General features: G+C 68.7%; 17 protein-coding genes, 2 tRNA genes and 1 pseudogene. 13 read left to right on the top strand and 7 right to left on the bottom strand.

The genetic code is table 11. The features are described from left to right. Nucleotides 1–32: 32 nt before the first annotated feature. Nucleotides 33–503, bottom strand: a complete 471-nt coding sequence (locus DQW50_RS11075; protein WP_112079339.1) for a DUF5812 family protein — start codon at nucleotides 501–503, stop codon at nucleotides 33–35. An 8-nt stretch (nucleotides 504–511) separates the two neighbouring features. After that, complete coding sequence (locus DQW50_RS11070; RefSeq protein ID WP_112079338.1) at nucleotides 512–1,057, bottom strand: hypothetical protein; 546 nt, start codon at nucleotides 1,055–1,057, stop codon at nucleotides 512–514. A gap of 75 nt (nucleotides 1,058–1,132) precedes the next feature. Between DQW50_RS11070 and DQW50_RS11065 the strand changes: the two genes are divergently transcribed. Then, entirely contained in the window at nucleotides 1,133–1,741 is a 609-nt protein-coding gene (locus tag DQW50_RS11065; RefSeq protein ID WP_112079337.1) for an undecaprenyl diphosphate synthase family protein, read from the top strand. Nucleotides 1,742–1,802: 61 nt separating this feature from the next. Here the strand turns inward: DQW50_RS11065 and DQW50_RS11060 are convergent, their stop codons facing one another. Both DQW50_RS11060 and DQW50_RS11055 read right to left on the bottom strand, forming a co-directional pair. Then, entirely contained in the window at nucleotides 1,803–2,981 is a 1,179-nt protein-coding gene (locus tag DQW50_RS11060) for an inorganic phosphate transporter (RefSeq protein ID WP_112079336.1), read from the bottom strand. A gap of 363 nt (nucleotides 2,982–3,344) precedes the next feature. Further along, nucleotides 3,345–3,415, bottom strand: a tRNA-Gly gene (locus tag DQW50_RS11055). 203 nt (nucleotides 3,416–3,618) lie between these two features. Here DQW50_RS11055 and DQW50_RS11050 point away from each other — a divergent pair. Beyond that, nucleotides 3,619–4,284 carry a hypothetical protein gene (locus DQW50_RS11050; RefSeq protein ID WP_112079335.1) on the top strand — a complete coding sequence of 222 codons (666 nt, stop codon included), beginning with the start codon at nucleotides 3,619–3,621 and terminating at the stop codon, nucleotides 4,282–4,284. A gap of 78 nt (nucleotides 4,285–4,362) precedes the next feature. Then, a tRNA-Thr gene (locus tag DQW50_RS11045) sits at nucleotides 4,363–4,434 on the top strand. A 38-nt stretch (nucleotides 4,435–4,472) separates the two neighbouring features. Here the strand turns inward: DQW50_RS11045 and DQW50_RS11040 are convergent. After that, complete coding sequence (locus tag DQW50_RS11040) at nucleotides 4,473–5,327, bottom strand: NAD(P)-dependent oxidoreductase (protein WP_112079334.1); 855 nt, start codon at nucleotides 5,325–5,327, stop codon at nucleotides 4,473–4,475. 91 nt (nucleotides 5,328–5,418) lie between these two features. On the opposite strand from DQW50_RS11040, the gene DQW50_RS11035 reads away from it, so the two are divergent. Then, on the top strand, nucleotides 5,419–6,261 hold the full coding sequence (locus DQW50_RS11035) for a polysaccharide deacetylase (RefSeq protein ID WP_112079333.1): 843 nt from the start codon (nucleotides 5,419–5,421) through the stop codon (nucleotides 6,259–6,261). Nucleotides 6,262–6,335: 74 nt separating this feature from the next. Then, the gene (locus DQW50_RS11030) at nucleotides 6,336–7,181 is read left to right on the top strand and encodes a DICT sensory domain-containing protein (protein WP_112079332.1); all 846 of its coding nucleotides are present in this window, start codon (nucleotides 6,336–6,338) and stop codon (nucleotides 7,179–7,181) included. Nucleotides 7,182–7,309: 128 nt separating this feature from the next. Here DQW50_RS11030 and DQW50_RS11025 read toward each other — a convergent pair. Continuing rightward, a pseudogene (locus DQW50_RS11025) lies at nucleotides 7,310–8,610 on the bottom strand (RNA-guided endonuclease InsQ/TnpB family protein). Between the two features lie 482 nt (nucleotides 8,611–9,092). Between DQW50_RS11025 and DQW50_RS11020 the strand changes: the two are divergent. The 6 genes from DQW50_RS11020 to DQW50_RS10995 all read left to right on the top strand — a co-directional run bounded on the left by DQW50_RS11020 (nucleotide 9,093) and on the right by DQW50_RS10995 (nucleotide 16,732). Then, entirely contained in the window at nucleotides 9,093–10,862 is a 1,770-nt protein-coding gene (locus DQW50_RS11020; RefSeq protein WP_112079400.1) for an ABC transporter substrate-binding protein, read from the top strand. Between the two features lie 16 nt (nucleotides 10,863–10,878). Then, nucleotides 10,879–11,835, top strand: coding sequence for an ABC transporter permease (locus DQW50_RS11015; RefSeq protein WP_112079331.1), 957 nt, complete (start codon nucleotides 10,879–10,881; stop codon nucleotides 11,833–11,835). Continuing rightward, nucleotides 11,828–13,063, top strand: a complete 1,236-nt coding sequence (locus tag DQW50_RS11010; RefSeq protein WP_112079330.1) for an ABC transporter permease — start codon at nucleotides 11,828–11,830, stop codon at nucleotides 13,061–13,063. Before DQW50_RS11015 ends, DQW50_RS11010 begins: the two co-directional genes overlap by 8 nt. Continuing rightward, nucleotides 13,060–14,127 carry an ABC transporter ATP-binding protein gene (locus DQW50_RS11005; RefSeq protein ID WP_112079329.1) on the top strand — a complete coding sequence of 356 codons (1,068 nt, stop codon included), beginning with the start codon at nucleotides 13,060–13,062 and terminating at the stop codon, nucleotides 14,125–14,127. Before DQW50_RS11010 ends, DQW50_RS11005 begins: the two co-directional genes overlap by 4 nt. Further along, nucleotides 14,120–15,535, top strand: a complete 1,416-nt coding sequence (locus tag DQW50_RS11000) for an ABC transporter ATP-binding protein (protein WP_112079399.1) — start codon at nucleotides 14,120–14,122, stop codon at nucleotides 15,533–15,535. The genes DQW50_RS11005 and DQW50_RS11000 overlap by 8 nt, the downstream gene beginning before the upstream one ends. Before the next feature lie 189 nt (nucleotides 15,536–15,724). Next, a complete protein-coding gene (locus DQW50_RS10995) occupies nucleotides 15,725–16,732 on the top strand; it encodes a zinc-binding alcohol dehydrogenase (protein WP_112079328.1) in 1,008 nt (335 codons plus the stop codon). A 67-nt stretch (nucleotides 16,733–16,799) separates the two neighbouring features. Here the strand turns inward: DQW50_RS10995 and DQW50_RS10990 are convergent, their stop codons facing one another. Further along, a complete protein-coding gene (locus tag DQW50_RS10990; protein WP_112079398.1) occupies nucleotides 16,800–17,189 on the bottom strand; it encodes a 6-carboxytetrahydropterin synthase in 390 nt (129 codons plus the stop codon). A 106-nt stretch (nucleotides 17,190–17,295) separates the two neighbouring features. Between DQW50_RS10990 and DQW50_RS10985 the strand changes: the two genes are divergently transcribed. After that, nucleotides 17,296–18,402, top strand: a complete 1,107-nt coding sequence (locus DQW50_RS10985; protein WP_157964861.1) for an FAD-binding oxidoreductase — start codon at nucleotides 17,296–17,298, stop codon at nucleotides 18,400–18,402. 96 nt (nucleotides 18,403–18,498) lie between these two features. Then, the coding region (locus DQW50_RS10980; RefSeq protein WP_198664660.1) for a hypothetical protein at nucleotides 18,499–18,694 on the top strand (196 nt) is incomplete at its 3' end.

Here is an 18,694-nt window from a genome sequence, read left to right as displayed (position 1 = left end):
CTCGAAAACGACGCTCCGGCTCGATCCCGAGTTCAGGGCAGATACCGCACGCTGAGCACGCCCGGTTCCGCCCGGACCTCGACGCGGTTCACCCCGAGCTTGGCGGCCCGCGAGAGGGTGCCCTCGCGGTCCTCGAGCACGTCCACTGCCGCCTCCTCGGTCGCGTCCTCCGGCGGGGACAACACGTGGATCTCGCCGATCCCGGCCCGCGGTTCCCGGGTCAACTCGCCGGTCGGGAGGTCGGCGGCGAGTTCGCGTTCGTGGACCGTCGGGGGTTCCTCGCTCCGCTCGAGCGAGAGCGGCCGCCGGTCTTCGACCTCGACAACCCGGTAGGTGACCTCCATCGGCGGCTCCGGCGCGACCGTCGCCTCGACGGCGTCGAAGAGCGCCAACCCGGGGTTCGAGCTCAGGGTGTGGACCTGGCCGTCGTGGGCGTCCTTGAGCACCGCGGTGTCCGCCTCGACGTGGGTGACGAGGAACGTCCCCTCCTTTTCGTCGGTCATTATCGCCGCTAGGTCGTCGAGCCATTTCCGGGTTTCGAGCCGTCCTCGCCGCCGCTCCGGAGACGGTAGTGGGTCCAGAACACGACCGCCGCAGTGACGACGGGAAACAGCGCCCCGGCGGGGCGGGGGAGCGCGTACAGCGCCGAGAGCAGCACGGACTCGGTCGGATCGCGCAGGTCCGCGGGAGCGGTGACGATCAGGCCGAGGTACAACGAGGAGAGGAACAGGAACCCCGCGTACGCCAGTTTCCGGTCGTACCCCGCTGCGACGGGGAGGTTCCGTCGGTGCCGTCGCGCGACGAAGAGGAGCGGTGCCAGAAGCGGGGCGACCGCGGCGAACCCGAGGATCACGTACAGCGACCGCGTGAACAGGTACGTCCCGCTCGGGACGCCGGCGGTCTCGGCCATCCAGACGACGAGCGCGAGCGAGACGACGAGCGCGATGGCCGCGGCCGCCAGCGCGCCGACCACCCCGTAGACGCGCATCGTCCAGGAGTCGGTGGTGCGGATCGCGTACGGGATCGCGCCGAACACGCCCCGGTAGCTGTCGGTCATCAACCCCCCTTGGACCGACGGTCGATTAAACCCCTCGTCCGCGGGGTTTTACACCCCGGAAAGCGATCGACGATCGTGGGCCTCTACGACGCGTACCTCGCCGTTCGCCACCGACTCCACGAGGGTGACCCGCCCGAGCACGTCGCGATCGTCATCACCGAGCGCGACCTGCTCGCGGACGGCGCGTTCGACACCCTCACTGCGGCGCTCGGCTGGGCGTTCCAGTACGGCGCCGAGCGCGTGACCGTCTCCGTCTCGGTGCTCGACGAGGCGGTCGTCCCCTCGCTCGCGCGGGAGTTCCATGACCTGGACGCGCCGCGTCCGATGTCGATCCGCGGCCCGGACGGCACCGAGTCGGCGGACGCCCCGATCCGGGTGAACGTCGGCCTCGGCGGGAAAGCCGAGTTCGCCGCCGCCGTCCGCGACCTCGCTGCCGACGTCGACGCCGGCGAGCTACGCCCCGAGGAGATCGACGAGACGGCCGTCACGGACCGACTGGTGTTCCCGACCGAGCCCGATCTCGTGATCAAGACCGGCGCGGAGCGGCTCTCCGACTTCGCCATCTGGCAGTCGGTGTACGCCGAGCTCTACTTCACCGACGTGAACTGGCGGGAGTTCCGACGCCGGGACTACCTGCGGGCCGTCCTCGATTTCCAGGACAGACAGCGACGGTTCGGGCGGTAGCTCGATATCCGTCCAATCCGACGAACCGGCTCCCGTCTCGTCGACCGGGCTGGAACCCGTCTCACCAGACGTACCGGAAGAGGAGTCCGAACGTGCCGAGGGCGCCGAGCGTCGACAACAGCGGGACGACGTTCTGTAACACCACGATCCGGGCGGTCGTCGACGGGTTGAACAGGTCCGCCGCTGCCGGGATGTCCGCGGGGTCCTCCTCGCCGATGTCCTCCGGCTCGTCGCCGGGTTCGTCCGCCTTCAACGCGCCGACGGAGACGTTCGTCTCCGCGCCGCCGCGGATCCCCTCCCCGACGGTGACCGTGCGCGTCGCGCGACCCCAGCCCAGCCCGACGATCGACATCGTCGCGATGATCACAAAGGAGGCGGGGATCCCGATGGCCGAGAGGCCGACGACGATCCCCGAGGAGACGACGGCGACGACGATCGCCGCCGTGAGCGGGAGGTCGGTGATATCGTTGCCGAGCGTGTCGAGGGTGCGACGCGCGATGGTGAACGCGCCGACCGCGACCGCGGCGCTCCCGAGCACGATCATGGGGTTCATGTCGACGACGCCGGCACCGACGAGCGGCGCGACGGCGTTCGCGATGTTCGAAGTTCCCGACGAGAAGGCCATCAGACAGCCGATGGCGACGACGGTGACCGCCCCGCCGACCTCCCGACGCGTCGTGTTCGGCCCCAGCGTCGGCTGTGGGACGACCCCCGACCGGTCGAGTTCGATGAGGGCCCCGTCGCTGGTCTCGACCGCGACCCACTGGTTGATCCGCGGATAGAAGTACCGGCCGATGACGCCGGAGACCCAGAAGCCGATGATCGGTGCCACGATCCACCAGACCGCGATCTCGCCCATCACGCTCCAGTCGAGGCTCCCGGTCGCGACGCCGAGGCCCGCTATCGCGCCGACCGCCGTCATCGACGTCGACGCCGGGACGCCGTAGTAGTTTCCGATGAAGAGCGCCCCGCCGATGAAGAACAGCACGACGATGCTCGTCTCGAGCGTGAAGACGCCGCCACGCGTAACGAGGTCCCGACCGAGCGTGTCGACCACCCGCCGTCCCAGCGTTCCCGCGCCGATGAAGAAGAACACCGACATCAGGGCGGCGGCCCCGACCTTCGAGAGCACGCCGGAACCGACCGCGGGCCCGAACGCCGGTCCCGTCGTCGAGCCGCCGACGTTGTATCCGACGAAAACCGTGACGGCGAGACCGACGATGAGAAGCAGCTCGACCATATAGTCCAACGAAGCACACTGTCACGGTTAAGGCGTCCGTTTTCCGGAAAGATACGCCGCCTGAAACGGGAGGAAACGAGCGATCGAGAGGTCCTCGATGGCGACCGGCGGAACCGCGAGCAGTGAGCGGGAGCCGGTGGATTTTCTCGTTACGCTCGAAAGTCCACCGGCCGAGAGTTTGAACTCAGAATCAGACGTGCTCGCTCACGGCTCGCTTCGCTCGTCCGTTCGCTACGCGCGACTGATAGCGTTCAAACTCTCGGTACATTTCGATCACTACGTTCACAAAAAGCACCGGCCGAGACTCCCGCGAGCGTAGCGAGCGGGAGTCAGGCCGGTGGATCTTCGAGCGGAGCGAGAAGATGCACCGGCCGAGATTTGAACTCGGGTTGCAACCATGGCAAGGTTGCGTGATACCACTACACTACCGGTGCGTGCTTCGCGTTCGGAGGTGGTCGGGTCGGATATTTAAATCTGTCACATCGCGTCGGCGGCCGAGCGGTCGATCCGACTCGGAACGACCGGGCGGGTCGTCCGTGAGACGTGGTCGGTCGATGGACGGACCGCTGTCCGGATCGTCGCTGTCGCGTGGGTGGTTTCCAAAGGTCTTTGCCCTTCCCTGCCGAACAGTTCGGTAATGGACGATGTCGCGCGGGCGCGTGACGCCGCACGCGAGGCGCTCGCGAACGTCGAGCCCGAACGCCTCCGAGAGACCCTCGACGACCGGCTCGCCGACGCCGCGGTAACCCCCGGCGTCCTCTCGCTCGTCACCGCCCGCGCGCTCGACCCCGAAGTCGACCTCGAGCAGGTCGTCGACCGGGCCGCCGGCGTTCAACTCATCTACGAGGGGCTCCGGCTCACTCGCCGGCTCGCCCACGAGGAGCCGTGGGCGACCGCCGCCACCCACGAGTCCGACATCGAGGCGGACATGGACGTCCTCGCAGCGGACGTGCTCGTCTCCCGCGGCTTCTCCCTTCTCGCGCACACCGGCGCGGCGGGTGCCGCCGTCGAGGTCGTGCGGGCGTTCGGCCGCGACCAGACGCGACGCGACGCGCCGGGCCTCGACTCCGACGAGGCGACGGCGCTCGACCGGAACCTGGAGGTGGACGCCCTCGAACTCGCCGTCGTCGCGGGGACGACCGCGGTCGGCGGGGACCCGCCGGCGGAGCTACTCGAGTACGCCCGCGAGCTCGCTGCCGACTGCGACCGGGAGTTCCCGCCGCCGGGACGCGCCCTCCCTGAGGCGACTGCCGACCGGATCGCCGACATCTCCGACCGGGCCGTGAGCGCGGCGGACCGGTAAGGAAGCCGGGAACCGACCGACGACGGACGGCCCGGATCGAAACCCCTAAAGTCGGCTCCGGTCAATCCCGTATTGCGCGCCTGGGTAGCTTAGCGGTAAAGCGCGTCCTTGGTAAGGACGAGAGCCCGGGTTCAAATCCCGGCCTAGGCTTCCTCCGTTTCGTCGATTTCCTCGCTCGAGTCTAGAGCTCACTCCCTCTCCGAGGACTCTGGCGGTGCGTTCCACTCCTCGCCGTTGTCCTCGGGTTCGTACCCGATCGTGTCGCGGGCGTACCGCAGGTCGTCGAGCCAGCGCCGGTCGTTGGCGCTCACGCCGTAGAAGTGGTCCCACTCGACGGTATCGTCCCGCAGACAGCACTCGACGAGGTGGGCCAGGTCGCGTCGGGACTGCCAGAGGCCTTTCATGCGTGCGACCTGTTCCTCGTAGGCGTCGCTGCCGCGTTCCCAGCGTCCCGCGTCCACGCCGCGTTCGGCGTCGCCGTACGGGTGGTCGTACTGGGGATCACGAACGGCGCCGATCCTGAGCCCGTAAAACCGGACCCCGTGTGCTTCGGCGGCGAGGCGCCCGAGGTCCTCGCCGTAGCTCTTCGAGAGCCCGTAGCGGGAGTCCGGCCGATGCGGCTCGTCGTGCCCGGCGACGATCCCTTCGTCGTGGTAGACCGCCGGGCTGTTCCGTACTTCGACCATTCCGACGGCGTGGTTCGAGGAGGCGAAGACGAGCGACTCGACGCCCGCGTCGATCGCGGCCTCGTAGACGTTGTTGATCCCTTCGAGATTGGACTGGAGATCGGCCGACCACCCCACCCCTCTGGAGTCGGCGCCGAACTCGTCGCCCTCCCGGATCAACGCGAGGTGAACGACCGCGTCCTGTCCCTCGAAACTCGGGCGGATGGCCTCGTACTCGCGGACGTCCGCGACGACCGTCTCCCCGGGACCGTCGACCTCGGTGACGTCGAGGAGCGTGAAGTCGTATTCGTCGTCCGAGAGGTGGTCCGTGATCGCCGTCCCGACCCTCCCACCCGCACCGGTAATGAGCACGTCCATGCCGCCGCTTTTGGTGTACCGGCGATTTAGTGTTACCTCACCCCCGAACCCGCAACGTTATATGATGGCTCGGTGAGTACTCCGTCCATCGATGGGAGACGTGACGGTCTGTCTCGGGTTCGACTTCGACGCGGTGTCGGTGTGGATCCACGGATACGGTGCGGAGAACAGTCCGACCAAACTGTCCAGAGGCGAGTACGGCGCGACCGTCGCGGTTCCACGCATACTCGACCTCCTCGATAAACTCGACGTCGAGGCGACGTTCTTCACGCCTGGGCACACGATCGACAGTTTCCCGGAGCGAGCGGGCGACGTCCACGACCGGGGCCACGACGTTCAACACCACGGGTGGAGCCACAACCACCCCGGGAGCTTCGACTCCAAGGCGGCGGAGAGAGCCGACATCGAGCGCGGCATCGAGAGCATTCGCGACCTGACGGGCGAGAAACCGTCCGGCTATCGTTCGCCCGCCTGGGATTTCTCGACGAACACGCTGGAGATCCTCCGGGAGTTCGACTTCGATTGGGACTCCAGTCAGATGGGCCACGACTTCCGCCCGTACTACGTCCGCGAAGGCGGGTCGTCCGCCCCCGACGAACCGTACGAGCGGGGAGAACCGACGGACATCGTCGAGATCCCCGTCTCCTGGAAGCGCGACGACTGGCCGCCGTTCCAGTACGTCTCGGGGGCGGATTCCCAAGGGGGAGCACCCGACGAGAAGCAGGTATTCGATATGTGGAAAGAACAGTTCGATTGGACGTACGAGCACGTCGAGAACGGCGTCTTTCCGCTGACGTTCCACCCGCAGGTGGTCGGCCAGGCCCCGCGCCTTCGCTATCTCGAATCGCTCATCCGATGGATACAGGAGAAACCGGGCGTCGAGTTCGCGACGATCGATTCGGTCGCTCGACGGTTCTCGGCCGGTTCGTTCTGAGCGGACCCTACACGGTCGCTATCGGCCGAGATGAGCCACACTCAAGACGGTCGCGGACGTACGATCGGACGACAATGGCGGACTCGTTGCGCGCGTTCTTCGGGGAGATCGGGGCCCCCGATCGGTCCCTCGTCGTGCTCAACCGGTCGTCGCCGGACCCGGTCCGGAACCTGCTCGACGCGTTGCTCGAGGGGGGATCCGTGTCGATACGCGACGAGGAGGTCCCCGACGGCGACGCGGACGTGGTCGCGTTAGTCGAGGACGGCGAGGTGATCGCACAGTCGACGCTCGACAAGCTGTTAGAATCGGTGCTCCTCATCAACTCGGACCTGTACAAGACGGGCACGATCGACCTCCGCGATGTCGAATTACCCGCCGTGCTCTGCGGGCTCGACGAGGTGCCGTTCAGGGTGCGGGGGTATCCCGTCTCCCACAAGGAGAAACTGCTTCTGATCGTCATCTCGCGGGTGATAGAGCGGGTCGCGAGCGAGACGGGCAGTGGGACGCTCCGGTCGTCGTTCCAGCAGCTCTCGAGGCTCAGGGACGAGCGCGGGACCTACGACGTGTACGAGGCGATCGCGCGGACCGGCGTCGACGTCCACGTCTACGGCGTGGGCGACATCGATCCGTCGGCGACCCCGCCGGTGACGGTCCACACGGGATCCTCGCATCCCTACCGTCGGTCGTGGTTCGTCGTCTTCACGCCGCCGGACGGGAGCGACGCCGGGGGTGGAGAGCGCTCCGAGACGGGAGCGTACTCCGAGACGGGAGCGTACTCCGGGACCGGAGAGCGTTCCGGGAGCGGAGATCACGCCGCGCTGGTCGCGATCGAGGACGAGCCCAACGTCTGGGACGGGTTCTGGACGTTCCGCCCGGAACTCGTAGAGCGGATCGACCGCTACATCGCCGAACACGTGTAAACTACCCTACCCTACTCCCTCGGCGCTCTGCGCCTCGGTCCTTGAGGGTATCGTCAGAAGCGAAGCTTCTGACTGCTAACCAGAACCGAAGGTTCTGGTGATGGGGCTTTGATGTGGACTCCCGGCAATCAGTCCCCAGCAATAGGCTGGTAACTCTCGCCGGTCAACATCCCACCATTCAAACGCACGTCTACTGGTGCGTCTCCGCTCCCCGACTTGGGCGAGGAGCGGAGTCTGTGTTTCCGCTTCCGAGCGTACCGCACGGCAATATTCTTTGCAGCGTTATAATCCGCGTTCACTTCATACCCACACTTCTGGCACTCGAAGTGTTCTCCGTGGCGGTTGTTCTCATGCGTAAAGCCACAGTCCGTCCGAGAACAGCGTTGCGACGTGTGGTTCGACTCGACTTGCTCCACGGAGACACCTTGTTCTGGTGCCTTGTAGGAGACGTACTCGGCGAGGCGTCGGAACGCCCAAACGTGGTGCCATTTCGCCTGTGGGAGACGCTCGCGGATGTCCGTTAAATCCTCGAACGCGATCACGTCGCAGTCGTGTTCGACGGCTTCCGTAACGATCTCATTGGCGACTGTGTGGATGTACTGCTTCCGCCACGCTTCTTCACGCTTGCCGAGGCGAAGCAGGGCGTTGTGTGCGGCTTGCGTGCCGCGCTGTTGTATCTCCCCACGCCGCTTCTCGAACTCGCGGCACCAATGGTCGTAGTCGTCTCCCTGCCAGAACGTGCCGGTCGAAGCTACTGCGAGGCTGTTGACGTCCTCAGAAATCTTCGATTTCTGATGGGCTGCACGAGAACTCCGTTCTCGTGAACGCCGAGATCGATACCGAGGACTGTTTGGTGCCCGGTATCTGCCGAAACCTCGGACTCGTCGTTATTGTACTTCCGGGTCGTGATGTGGAAGTAAAACTCGTCAGTCGCCTTGTCGTATTGGAGTGTACTCGCCCGGAACTCGTACCCCTCCGAAAGAACGTACTGTTCGTAGGGCGTTGGGCTGTCCGCCGGGAGTTCAAAGTCGCACTCAACACGCCCGTTGACGGTTGAAAGCGAGACTTTGTTTCGATAGAACGTCGCGCTTCGCTTGTCATAGACCATGCTCCACGAGGTGAACTCCGGTTGGCTCACACGCTTGCCCTGTTTCCACCGTTCGACGCATCCTTTCGTCGCTTGGACGGCACGTCGGATGGCCTCTTGAACAAGGTTCGCGGTGAGATCGGTTTCCTCTCGCAGTTGTTCGTAGAGCGCGTCCCGTGCGGTCGAGTTCGCCGTAACGCAGTTCGTGTAGGAGTCATCGTCCCAACAGAACTCGGCAGCGCGATTCGCGCAGTAGAGGAACTGTTGCGCGGATTCGTGGAGGTCGTCGCGCCGCTCATCGGGAACGACGAGTTTGACCGGCGCAGTTCGACGCACCTCCATATCTCAGATTACTACTTGACGGTTCTTATAACCTTGGGAGTCGGGTAGCTACCGTCGTGCGGTTGCGTCGTCCTTTGTCGGTTTCCTCTCCGACCTACTCGCTCGCTACACTCGCTCCTTGAGGTCGGAGGCTCCACCTCGAATTATGCTGAACGGCGGGACCACGACGCGGACGGGGCCACGACGCGGACGTGTCGCTTCGTCGGGGACGGCCGGCGGTCGGGTACTCCTCCGTAACATATTATACCGGCGGGGGGATGTTTCACCGCATGGCAGACCGACACAGAGTCGCCGACTGCAGTCGGCGACTCGACCGGCGGAACCTCCTCGCGACGATCGGGGCTGCGGGGTCCGCCGGGTTCGCCGGGTGTGGTGGGCAGGGGGCCACCGAACCCTCGGAGTCCGCGGAGTCCGATGACGACGGCGATCTCTTCCCCCTCTCGGTTCGTCTCGAGACCGGCGGGACGGACGAGCGCATCCGGATGGTCGAACTCATCGCGGAGTCGCTTCAACAGACTGGGTACTTCGAGACGGAGGTCGAGACCTACGAGTGGAGCGCGTACCTCGACCGGGTGATCAACCCCGCGTACCAGGACAACGGCTACCTCCCCTCGATCGGGCTCTCCGGGACGTTCAACCCCCACAGCTTCTGTAACGCGATCCACAACTCGGCGAATATCGGCGCGTGCTGTAACCTGGGCGGGATCGCCGACCCCGAACTCGACGAACTGCTCGACTCCGCCCGGTACGGGATCGAGGTCGTCGAGGACTCACGGCTCCGCGCGGAGACGTACGACGAGATATGGCGGACGCTCGCCGAGGAGCGGTACACCTCCTTCACCCACTTCGGCGTGGAGACCGCCGTGACCACCGCGGACGTCCACGGGTTCGCGGTGTGGCCGTTCCCGGAGGGCGTCCTCGGCTACGGCCTGTTCTCCCCACAGGACGAACAGGTCGCCTGGATCGACAGGGAACGCCCGGCGGGCGACTCCGACCTCGCGGACCTCACGTCGGGCGGGACGCTGACGGCCGCGGTCTCGACGAACCCCGACTCCTTCGATCCGCCACACAGTAGCGACACGACGTCGACGGTCGTCCAGAACCTCCTCTTCGAGGGGCTCGTCGCGAACGACGTCGAGGGGAACGTCTACCCGTGGCTCGCCGAGCGCTACGAGCTTCGCGACGTTCGGGACGTCGACCGCACGGCCTATGAGGGGTACATGCGTTCCGTGGGAACCACGGCGGAGGGCGCGGTCGACGTCGACGAACAGGTGATCGTCCGCCACCCCGAGGACGACCCCACAGCCGACGACGAGGTCCGCGTGCTGTTGCCCGACGACGCCCGCGAGGCGGCCGCGGACGGAACCTACGGGATGTGGTTCCGATACGAGCTCCGGGAGGGTGTCGAGTTCCACGACGGGAGCGAGCTGACCGCCGAGGACGTCGTCGCGAGCTACGGGTACTACGAGAACTCGACGACCGCCCCGCAGACGTTCGACTCCGTGCTCGCCGTCGTCGCCGTCGACGAGTACGTCGTCGACGTGTACGCGCAGGTCCCCGACGCGGAGGCGGAGCGCGAGCTACCGGGCGTCTACGTCCTCAGCGCGGACCAGATAGCCGACGTGGAGAAGGGGAGCATCGACCCCCGCGAGGGGGTCACGCCGGTCGGGACCGGCCCGTTCGAGTTCGTCGAGTTCGCCGACGAGGAGTACCTCGAGGTCTCGCGGTTCGACGACTACTGGGTCGGGAAGCGAGGCGTCGCCGAGGCGTTCGAGTGGTTCGACGGCCCCGACGCGTTCCCGGACGGTCCCCTCGTCGACGCCGTCGAGGTGGAGGTCGTTCCCGACGACGCGACGCGGGCGGGCGCGCTCCGGAGCGGCGAGGTCGACCTCACCTACGACGTCGCGAGCGCGACGCTCGACGAGTTCGCCGACGACGACGGCTTCCTCGTCCACGCCGTCGCGTCCGGCGGCTACGACTACCTCCAGTACCCGGTGAACGTCGAGCCGTGGGACGACCCGCGGCTCCGGGAGGCGGTCAACCACCTGATCCCCCGACAGCGGATCGTCGACAACGTGTTGAACGGCTGGGCGGAGCCGGCCTGGACGCCCATCCCGCGGATCGCCCGGGGGGCGGGGACGGCCGACTACGAGGCGCTCGAGACGGCCGTGAGGCCGCTGAACGAGTACGACGTCGAGCGCGCGGAGGAGTTGCTCGAGGAGATGGCTGGCGAGTACGACGAGTCCTCGTGAACACGGAGCCCGTCCGATGAGTCTCAGACGGTTCGTCCTCCGGCGCGCGCTCTCCGTGGTTCCGGTCCTGTTCGGCGTGTCGGCGATCACCTTCGGGCTGTTCCATCTGACCCCCGGCGACCCCGTCTCACAGCTGGTGGCGTTGAACCCGGACGTGAGCGCCGCCGAAGAGGCGCGGCTCCGCGAGCGCTGGGGGCTCTCGGGGCCGGTGTGGCGGCAGTACCTCGCGTGGCTCTCGAACGTGCTCGTCGGCGACTTCGGGCGGGAGCTCCGGACCGGGCGGGCGGTCTCGGCGATCGTGTGGCGGCGGCTTCCCGAGACGGTCGTCTTGGGGCTCTTCGGGTGGACGTTCGCGATCGCGATCGCCATCCCGGCGGGGATCTACGCGGCGGTACACGAGGGACGACTCGGCGACGTCGCGAGCCGGGTGCTGGCGCTGTCGGGCGTGTCGGTCCCGAACTTCTGGCTCGGTCTGGTTTTGATCCTGGTCTTCTCGCTGTACCTCGGGGTGTTCCCGGTGTTGCCCCCGTCGCGGCTACCGCTGTACCACCCGGAGACGCTTCGGTACCTCCTCCTGCCGGGGGTGACTATCGGGACCGCGGCGGCCGCGAGCGTCACCCGCGTCCTGCGGACGGCGATGGTCGAGGAGCTGAACGAGGAGTACGTCACCGCCGCGCGAGCGAGGGGGCTACCCGAGCGCACGGTCGTGTTCAAACACGCTCTGCGGAACTCGCTCGTCTCCGTGGTCACGCTCGCTGCCACGCTGACCGCCGGCATCGTCGCCGGCTCGGTCGTCGTCGAGAGCGTGTTCAACTGGCCCGGGCTCGGTTCGGAGTTCGTCCAGGCGATCGATCGACGGGAGGTCAACGTCGTGATGGCGATCACGCTCGTGACCGCCGTCGCCGTCGTCATCGCGAACTTCCTCGCGGACGTCCTGTACGCGGCACTCGACCCGAGGATCGGCTATGACTGACGGTGACGATCGGGCGACTGACTCGGGGGAGAGTCGGGCGCGCCGTCGGACCGATCGACGGGGACGGCTCCGAGTCACCGGGTTCGACGCTGACCGCGTCCGCGACCGCGACCCGCTCTCGGAGCGAGGCGACGGACCGGACGGCGAGGCGGACGGACCGGACGGCGGGGCTGACGACGGGACCGATGGGACGGACGACGGGACCGATGGGACGGCAGGCGGAACCGGCGGCGCGACCGCCGGCCGGTGGCGACGCGGGCTCCGCCGGTTCCGACGGAACCGCTCGGCGACGGTCGCGCTCGCGGTCGTGGTGGCGATGACGACCGTCTCGGTCCTCGCGCGTCCCGTCGAGGTCTTCGGCGTGGTCGTCCAGCCGTTCGCGCTCGCGCCCTACGACCCGACGACGATCCTCTACCTCTCAGTCGACCCGAGCGTGAGCCCGTACGACCCGCCGTCGTGGCGGTTCCCGATGGGCGTCGACGGCTCGGGACGCGACCTGTTCTCCCGGGTCCTCGTCGGCGGACGGTACAGCATCTCTATCGGCTTCGTCGTCGTCGGGCTGACCGCGTCGTTCGGGCTGGCGTACGGGGCCGTCTCGGGGTACTACGGCGGCGTCGTCGACGAGGTCATGATGCGGATCGTCGACGTGATATTCGCGTTCCCCGGGCTCGTGTTGGCGCTCGTCGTCGTCGCCACCCTCGGCGGCGGCTACTGGCAACTGGTGGTCGCGTTCACCCTCTTCGGCTGGGCCGGGTACGCCCGGATCGTCCGCGGGGAGGTGTTGTCGATCGCGGAACGTGAGTACGTGCTGGCAGCGAAGGCGATCGGCGCGCGCGACCGTACCGTGATCGGGCGGCACGTCGCGCCGAACGCGCTGTCGTCGCTCGTCGTGTTGGCGTCGCTCAACGTCGGGAGCGTCGTGATCGGGGTCGCCGCGCTCGGGTTCCTCGGGCTCGGGATGGACCCGAGCACCGCCGAGTGGGGAACGATGCTCGACGCGACGCGCGAGACGCTGATACAGGGCCCGGGCGGACGGATCCCGTGGTGGGCGACGGTGTATCCCGGCGCGGCGATCTTCGTCTTCGTGCTGTCGATGAACGTGATCGGCGACGGGATCAACGACGCGCTGGACGCGAGATCGGCCGGCGTTGGCCGCGACGGGCGAGGCGGAACCGGGAGGCGGGAAGCCGGCGGAGACCGTGGGGATCGGGGGGGTAACGACCCGTGACGGCCCTCCTCGAGGTCGAGGACCTGACGGTCCGGTTTCACACGGAGGCGGGGGTCGTGACCGCCGTCGACGGGCTCTCCTACCGGGTCGAGGCCGGCGAGACGTTCGGCGTCGTCGGCGAGAGCGGCGCGGGAAAGAGCGTTACTGCGCTGTCGGTGCTCGGGCTGATCGACGACCCCGGGCGGATCGAGGGCGGCGAGGTCCGGTTCAAAGGCGAGGACCTCCTCTCGATGGACGAGTCCGAACGCCGGTCGGTCCGGGGCGATCAGATCGGGCTGGTCTTTCAGGACGCCCGCGCCGCGTTGAACCCCGCCTACACCGTCGGCGAGCAGATCGCCGAGACGATCGAACACCACCTGGGATACGACCCCTCCGCGGCCCGCGACCGGGCGATCCGCCTGCTCGACCGCGTCGGGATCGCCGAGGCCGAGACGCGGTACTCGGATCACCCGCACGAGTTCTCCGGCGGGATGTGCCAGCGGGCGGGTATCGCGATGGCGCTGTCGTGTGACCCGGACCTGGTCGTCGCCGACGAGCCGACGACCGCCCTCGACGTCACCGTCCAGGCGCGGGTCCTCGATCTGCTCGCCGAGTTGGCCGACGAGTTCGACGTCGCGGTCCAGCTCGTCACCCACGACCTCGGGGTGATCGCCGGGACCTGTGACCGGGCGATGGTGATGTACGCGGGCGAGGCCGTCGAGACCGCGCCGACCGAGGAGCTGTACTACGACCCCAAACACCCGTACACGGCGGGGCTGCTGGGTTCGATCCCGCGTCTCGGCGACGACGCCGATCGGCTCTCCACGATCCCGGGGACGCCCCCGGACCCGACCGATCCGCCCCCCGGCTGTCGGTTCCATCCCCGGTGTCCCTTCGCCGAGGAGGCGTGTACCCGGACCGCTCCCGCCCTCGTCGACCCCGAGACCGGCGAACCGGCGACGCTCGACGGCGACCGGGCGGCCGCCTGTCTCGAGTATACGCAGGGCCTCTCCGGCGGGCTGGAGTACTCGGTCGAGGTCGTGGACGAGACCGACGGGCGCGACGGGGGTGGCCCCGATGAGTGATCCCGTCGAGCCGCTCCTCCGCGTCGAGGGGCTGAAGACGCACTACGACTCGACCGACGGCTTCCTCGACCGGCTGCTCGGGCGGTCTCGGCGGGTGCGGGCGCTCGACGGCGTGAGCTTCGAGCTTCGGGAGGGCGAGACGCTCGGCGTCGTCGGCGAGTCCGGCTGTGGGAAGACGACGCTCGCCCGAAGCCTGCTCCGGCTGATCGAGCCGACGGCGGGCTCCGTGTACTACCGAGGTGAGGACCTGACGACGCTGTCGAACGCCGAGCTCCGCGACCGCCGGAGGGACCTCCAGTACGTCTTTCAAGACCCGCTCTCGAGTCTGAACCCCCGGCTCACCGCCGGCGAGATCGTCGGCGAGCCGCTCGACGTCCACGGGCTCGCAGGGGGGGCGGACCGCGCCGGGCGGGTCCGAGAGCTGTTGGAGACCGTGGGCTTGAACGCGAGCCACGCCGGCCGCTACCCCCACGAGTTCTCCGGCGGACAGCGTCAGCGCCTCGGGATCGCCCGCGCAATCGCGGTCGAGCCCGAGGTGATCGTCTGTGACGAGCCCGTGAGCGCGCTCGACGCGAGCGTCCAGTCGCAGGTCCTCAACCTGCTCTCGGACCTCCAGGAGCGGTTCGGCATCTCGTACGTGTTCATCGCCCACGACCTGCGCGTGGTCGAACACGTCTCCGACCGCGTCGCCGTGATGTACCTCGGCGAGTTCGTCGAACGCGGGCCGACCGACGCGGTGTTCCGGCCGCCGCACCACCCGTACACCGAGGCGTTGCTCTCGGCGATCCCCGAACCCGACCCGCTGTGGGACGGCGACGGGATCCGCCTCGCGGGGACGGTCCCGTCCCCGATCGACCCGCCCTCCGGCTGTCGGTTCCACACCCGGTGTCCGCGGCTCGTCCCCGACGCGGACTCAGACCTCCCGGCGGACCTCTGGCGGTCCGTGACAGCCCTGGCACGGCGGGCGGCGAACGCCGACGACGTGACGTCCCTGACGGCGACGAGGGGGGCGGTGCGGGCGCATGACCCGACGGGGAGGGCGGACGACCCGACGGGGAGGGCGGACGATCCGACCCGAGCCGAGTCGGCGGCCCGGCCTGACCCCACGGAGGCGTCACGGGAGACGTTCGACGGGCTGGTCCGCGAGGAGTTCGGCCTCCCGGGGACGCTCCCGGACGCCGACGCGGAGGAGGTGCTCGCCGAGGCGATCGACGCGCTCTACGACGATCGGATAGGGGCGGCCGGGGAACTGCTCGGTTCGGCGTTCGTCTCGCCGTGCGAGCGCCACCGTCCGCCGGAGTACGCGGTCGGTCCGGACCACGGGATCGCGTGTCTGCGGTACGACGACGGGTTCGACGAAGAGACCGGGACGTTGGAGGACGACTCGGAACCGGCCGGACGGTCGTGATCCGTCGCGGTCGACGGCCGGAGGGGGTATCGACCGTTCTCGCTCCCCGGTCGCCGCGGCCAACGTTTAGGTACGTCTCGCCCTCACTCGACGTATGCGTTCACCACGTCGTCCCGACGGACGGACGGATCGACCACGGAGCCGGGCGGTCGATCTGACCGACCCCGACAAGCGGGGTCGATCCCGGCGATGACCGCGCGTCGGCTCCGGTTCACCGGACCGCGGACGGTCGAGGTCGAGTCGTTTCAGGCGCCGACGCCCGCGGCCGACGAGGTCCGCGTCCGGACGACGGTCTCGGCGATCAGTTCCGGCACGGAGCGGCTCGTCTACCGCGGCGAGGCCCCGACGGACCTCCCCGCGGACCCGGCGTTGGAGTCGTTCGACGGCGACCTCTCGTTCCCGCTGTCGTACGGCTACGCGGCCGTCGGCGAGGTCGACGCGGCCGGCGACGCGGTCGACCCCGGCTGGCACGGACGGCGGGTCTTCGCGTTCGAGCCGCACGCGAGCGCGTTCACGGCGTCCCCGGAACGGCTCCAGCCCGTTCCCGAGGGGATCACCGACGCGCAGGCCGCGCTGTTTCCGACCGTGGAGACCGCGGTCAACTTCCTCATGGACGGGAACCCCCGGATCGGCGAGCGCGTCGGCGTGTTCGGCCAGGGGATGGTCGGGCTCGCGACGACGGCGTTGCTCGCCGACTCGTCCGCCTCGGAGCTCGTGACCGTCGACGCGTGCGACGCGCGGCGGGAGCGCTCCGAGCGTCTGGGCGCGGACCGGAGCCTCCCGCCGGGGGCGGACGCGGTCGACCGGCTCCGCGAGGGCGACCCGCCGGGGCGGGACCTCGTCTACGAGCTGAGCGGCGCGCCGGCAGCCCTCGACGACGCGATCGCGGCCGCCGGCTACGACGGGCGGGTCGTCGTCGGCTCGTGGTACGGGACGAAGCCCGCGGAACTCGCCCTCGGGGGGAACTTCCACCGCGGGCGGATCGCCGTCGAGAGCAGCCAGGTGTCGACGATCGAGCCGGCGCTTCGGGGTCGGTGGTCGCTCGAGCGCCGCCGGGAGGTCGCCTGGGATCGGCTCGCACGGATCGACCTCGACCCGATACTCACCCACCGGATCCCGCTCGCGGAGGCCGGGGACGCCTACGAACTGCTCGAGGAACAGCCGGAGGAGGCGGTGGGCGTCCTGTTGACGTACTGAGCGAGGATCGACGACTGAGCGAGGATCGACGACTGAGCGAGGATCGACGGGAACGCCGGCGGAACGCTCACCCCTCGAGGGTCGTCCCGTAGCTCGCCGAGGCGGTCTCGTCCTCCCACATCGTGACGGTCGCCGACTCGATGCCGTCGGTGTCGATCCCGTCCTCGCCGAGCAGGCGGTCGCAGAACACCCGGGCGAACCGCTCGACGCTGGGGTTGTATCCCTCGAACCGGGGCCGGTCGTTGAGCGTCGTGTCGGCGTACTCGTCGACGAGTTCATCGATCCGGCCGGCGAGCTCGTCGATGTCGACGAGGTAGTCGTGCTCGTTCAACTCCGGACCGGCCACCTCGACGTCGACCTCGAAGCGATGAGAGTGGAGCTCGTTCTCCGGGCCGGCGTCGGGGACGGTCAGGAAGTGCTGGGCGATGAACCGTCGCGAGACGCGAACCGTGTACACGGGATCACCTCGAACCGAGCGATCAAAAGCGTATCCCCGGCGGGAAGACGTCGCGTGCTCTCGCGATCGCGAGAGTTTTTATCGGACCGCGGGGACCGGAACGGTGATGGACCCAATCGTGATCGTCGGCGGCGGCATCGTCGGCACGGCTCTCGCGCATCGACTGCGCGATCGCTCCCGACCGGTCGTGCTCTACGAGCGCGACGCGCTCGGCTCCGGGACCACCGGCGACTCCGTCGCGATATTCGTCAGACACCAGTCGAGCCCGGACCGGCCGAGCCAGGCGCTCCGCGAGCGCGCGTGGGAAGCCTACGAGCCCCTCGTCGAGGACGGAACCTTCTCGTTCGAGCGGATCGGGACGCTCGACGTCGCCCGAACCGACGCGGAGCTGGCCGACCGCCGCGAGGCGACCGCGGCCCTCTCGGGGTTCGGCGTCGAGGCGTCGCTGCTCGAGCCGGCCGCGCTCGCCGACCACGGGCTCGACCCCGACGCGGTCGCCGGCGCGATGTGGACGCCGAACGACGGCTACCTCGATCCCGCGGAGATCGTCCAGCACTACGCCCGCGAGGCAGCCGAGTCCGGCGTGGCCGTCGAGACGGGGACCGCGGTGACGGACGTCCGCGTCGAGGACGGGTCCGTCGTCGGCGTGGAGACGGCGGACGGGACACAGCCGGCGGCCGCCGTGGTGAACGCGGCGGGGCCGTGGGCCCCGACCGTGAACGACATGGCCGGCGTCCCCCTTCCGTTCCGGCACAACCTCGGGCCGGTCGTCGTGCTCGGGAAGGACGAGCCCTTCTCGTTCCCCTTCGTCCAGTTCGGCGACGGGCTCTACGTCCGCGGCGAGGGGCGGAGCCAGGCGTTCGCCGGGAGCTTCGGGGCGAGCTACGACGAGGCGGATCGGCTCGATCCGACCGACTCCCGGTCGGTCGACCACGACTTCTACCTCGAGGTCGGCGACCGGATCGAGGAGGCGATCCCACGGCTCGAGGGGGCCGAGGTCGTCTCCGACTGGGTCGGCGTCCGGACGCTCACGCCCGACGGCGTCCCGGCCGTCGGCGAGACCGCAGTCGACGACTTCTACGTCGCTGCCGGCATGAACGGCCTCGGGGTCACGGTCGCGCCCGCGATCGCCGACTTCCTCGCGAAGCGGATCGCCGGCGAGGCCGTCGACCCGGAGGTCGCGGCGTACCTGGCCCCGAGCCGGTTCGCGTAGGCGCGCCTCGACGTCGATTTCCCGCGCTGTGACCGTTCCGTGCTACCCGGGTCGCCCGTCGAAAGCGGTTTTTGCGCCGGCCCCCTCGTGGGATCGATGGCTCCGACGGACCGCGTCGCTCGCCGGCTCCCGGCACGCGGCGGCTGGCTCCCCCTCACTGCGCTGTGGGCGGTTCCAACCGGGCTCGGCACGGCGGGACTGCTCGCCGTCGGGGCACCGGTCGTCGCGCTCGGCGGCGTCGCGCTCGGCGGGGCGGTCGCGCTCGCGACGATCCGGGTCGCGGTCGGCCGAG

Source organism: Halorubrum sp. 48-1-W (genome assembly GCF_003287355.1).
Classification (GTDB): domain Archaea; phylum Halobacteriota; class Halobacteria; order Halobacteriales; family Haloferacaceae; genus Halorubrum.
The sequence above is the reverse complement of the archived record's forward strand: the minus strand, read 5'-3'. Positions and strand labels throughout refer to the sequence as shown.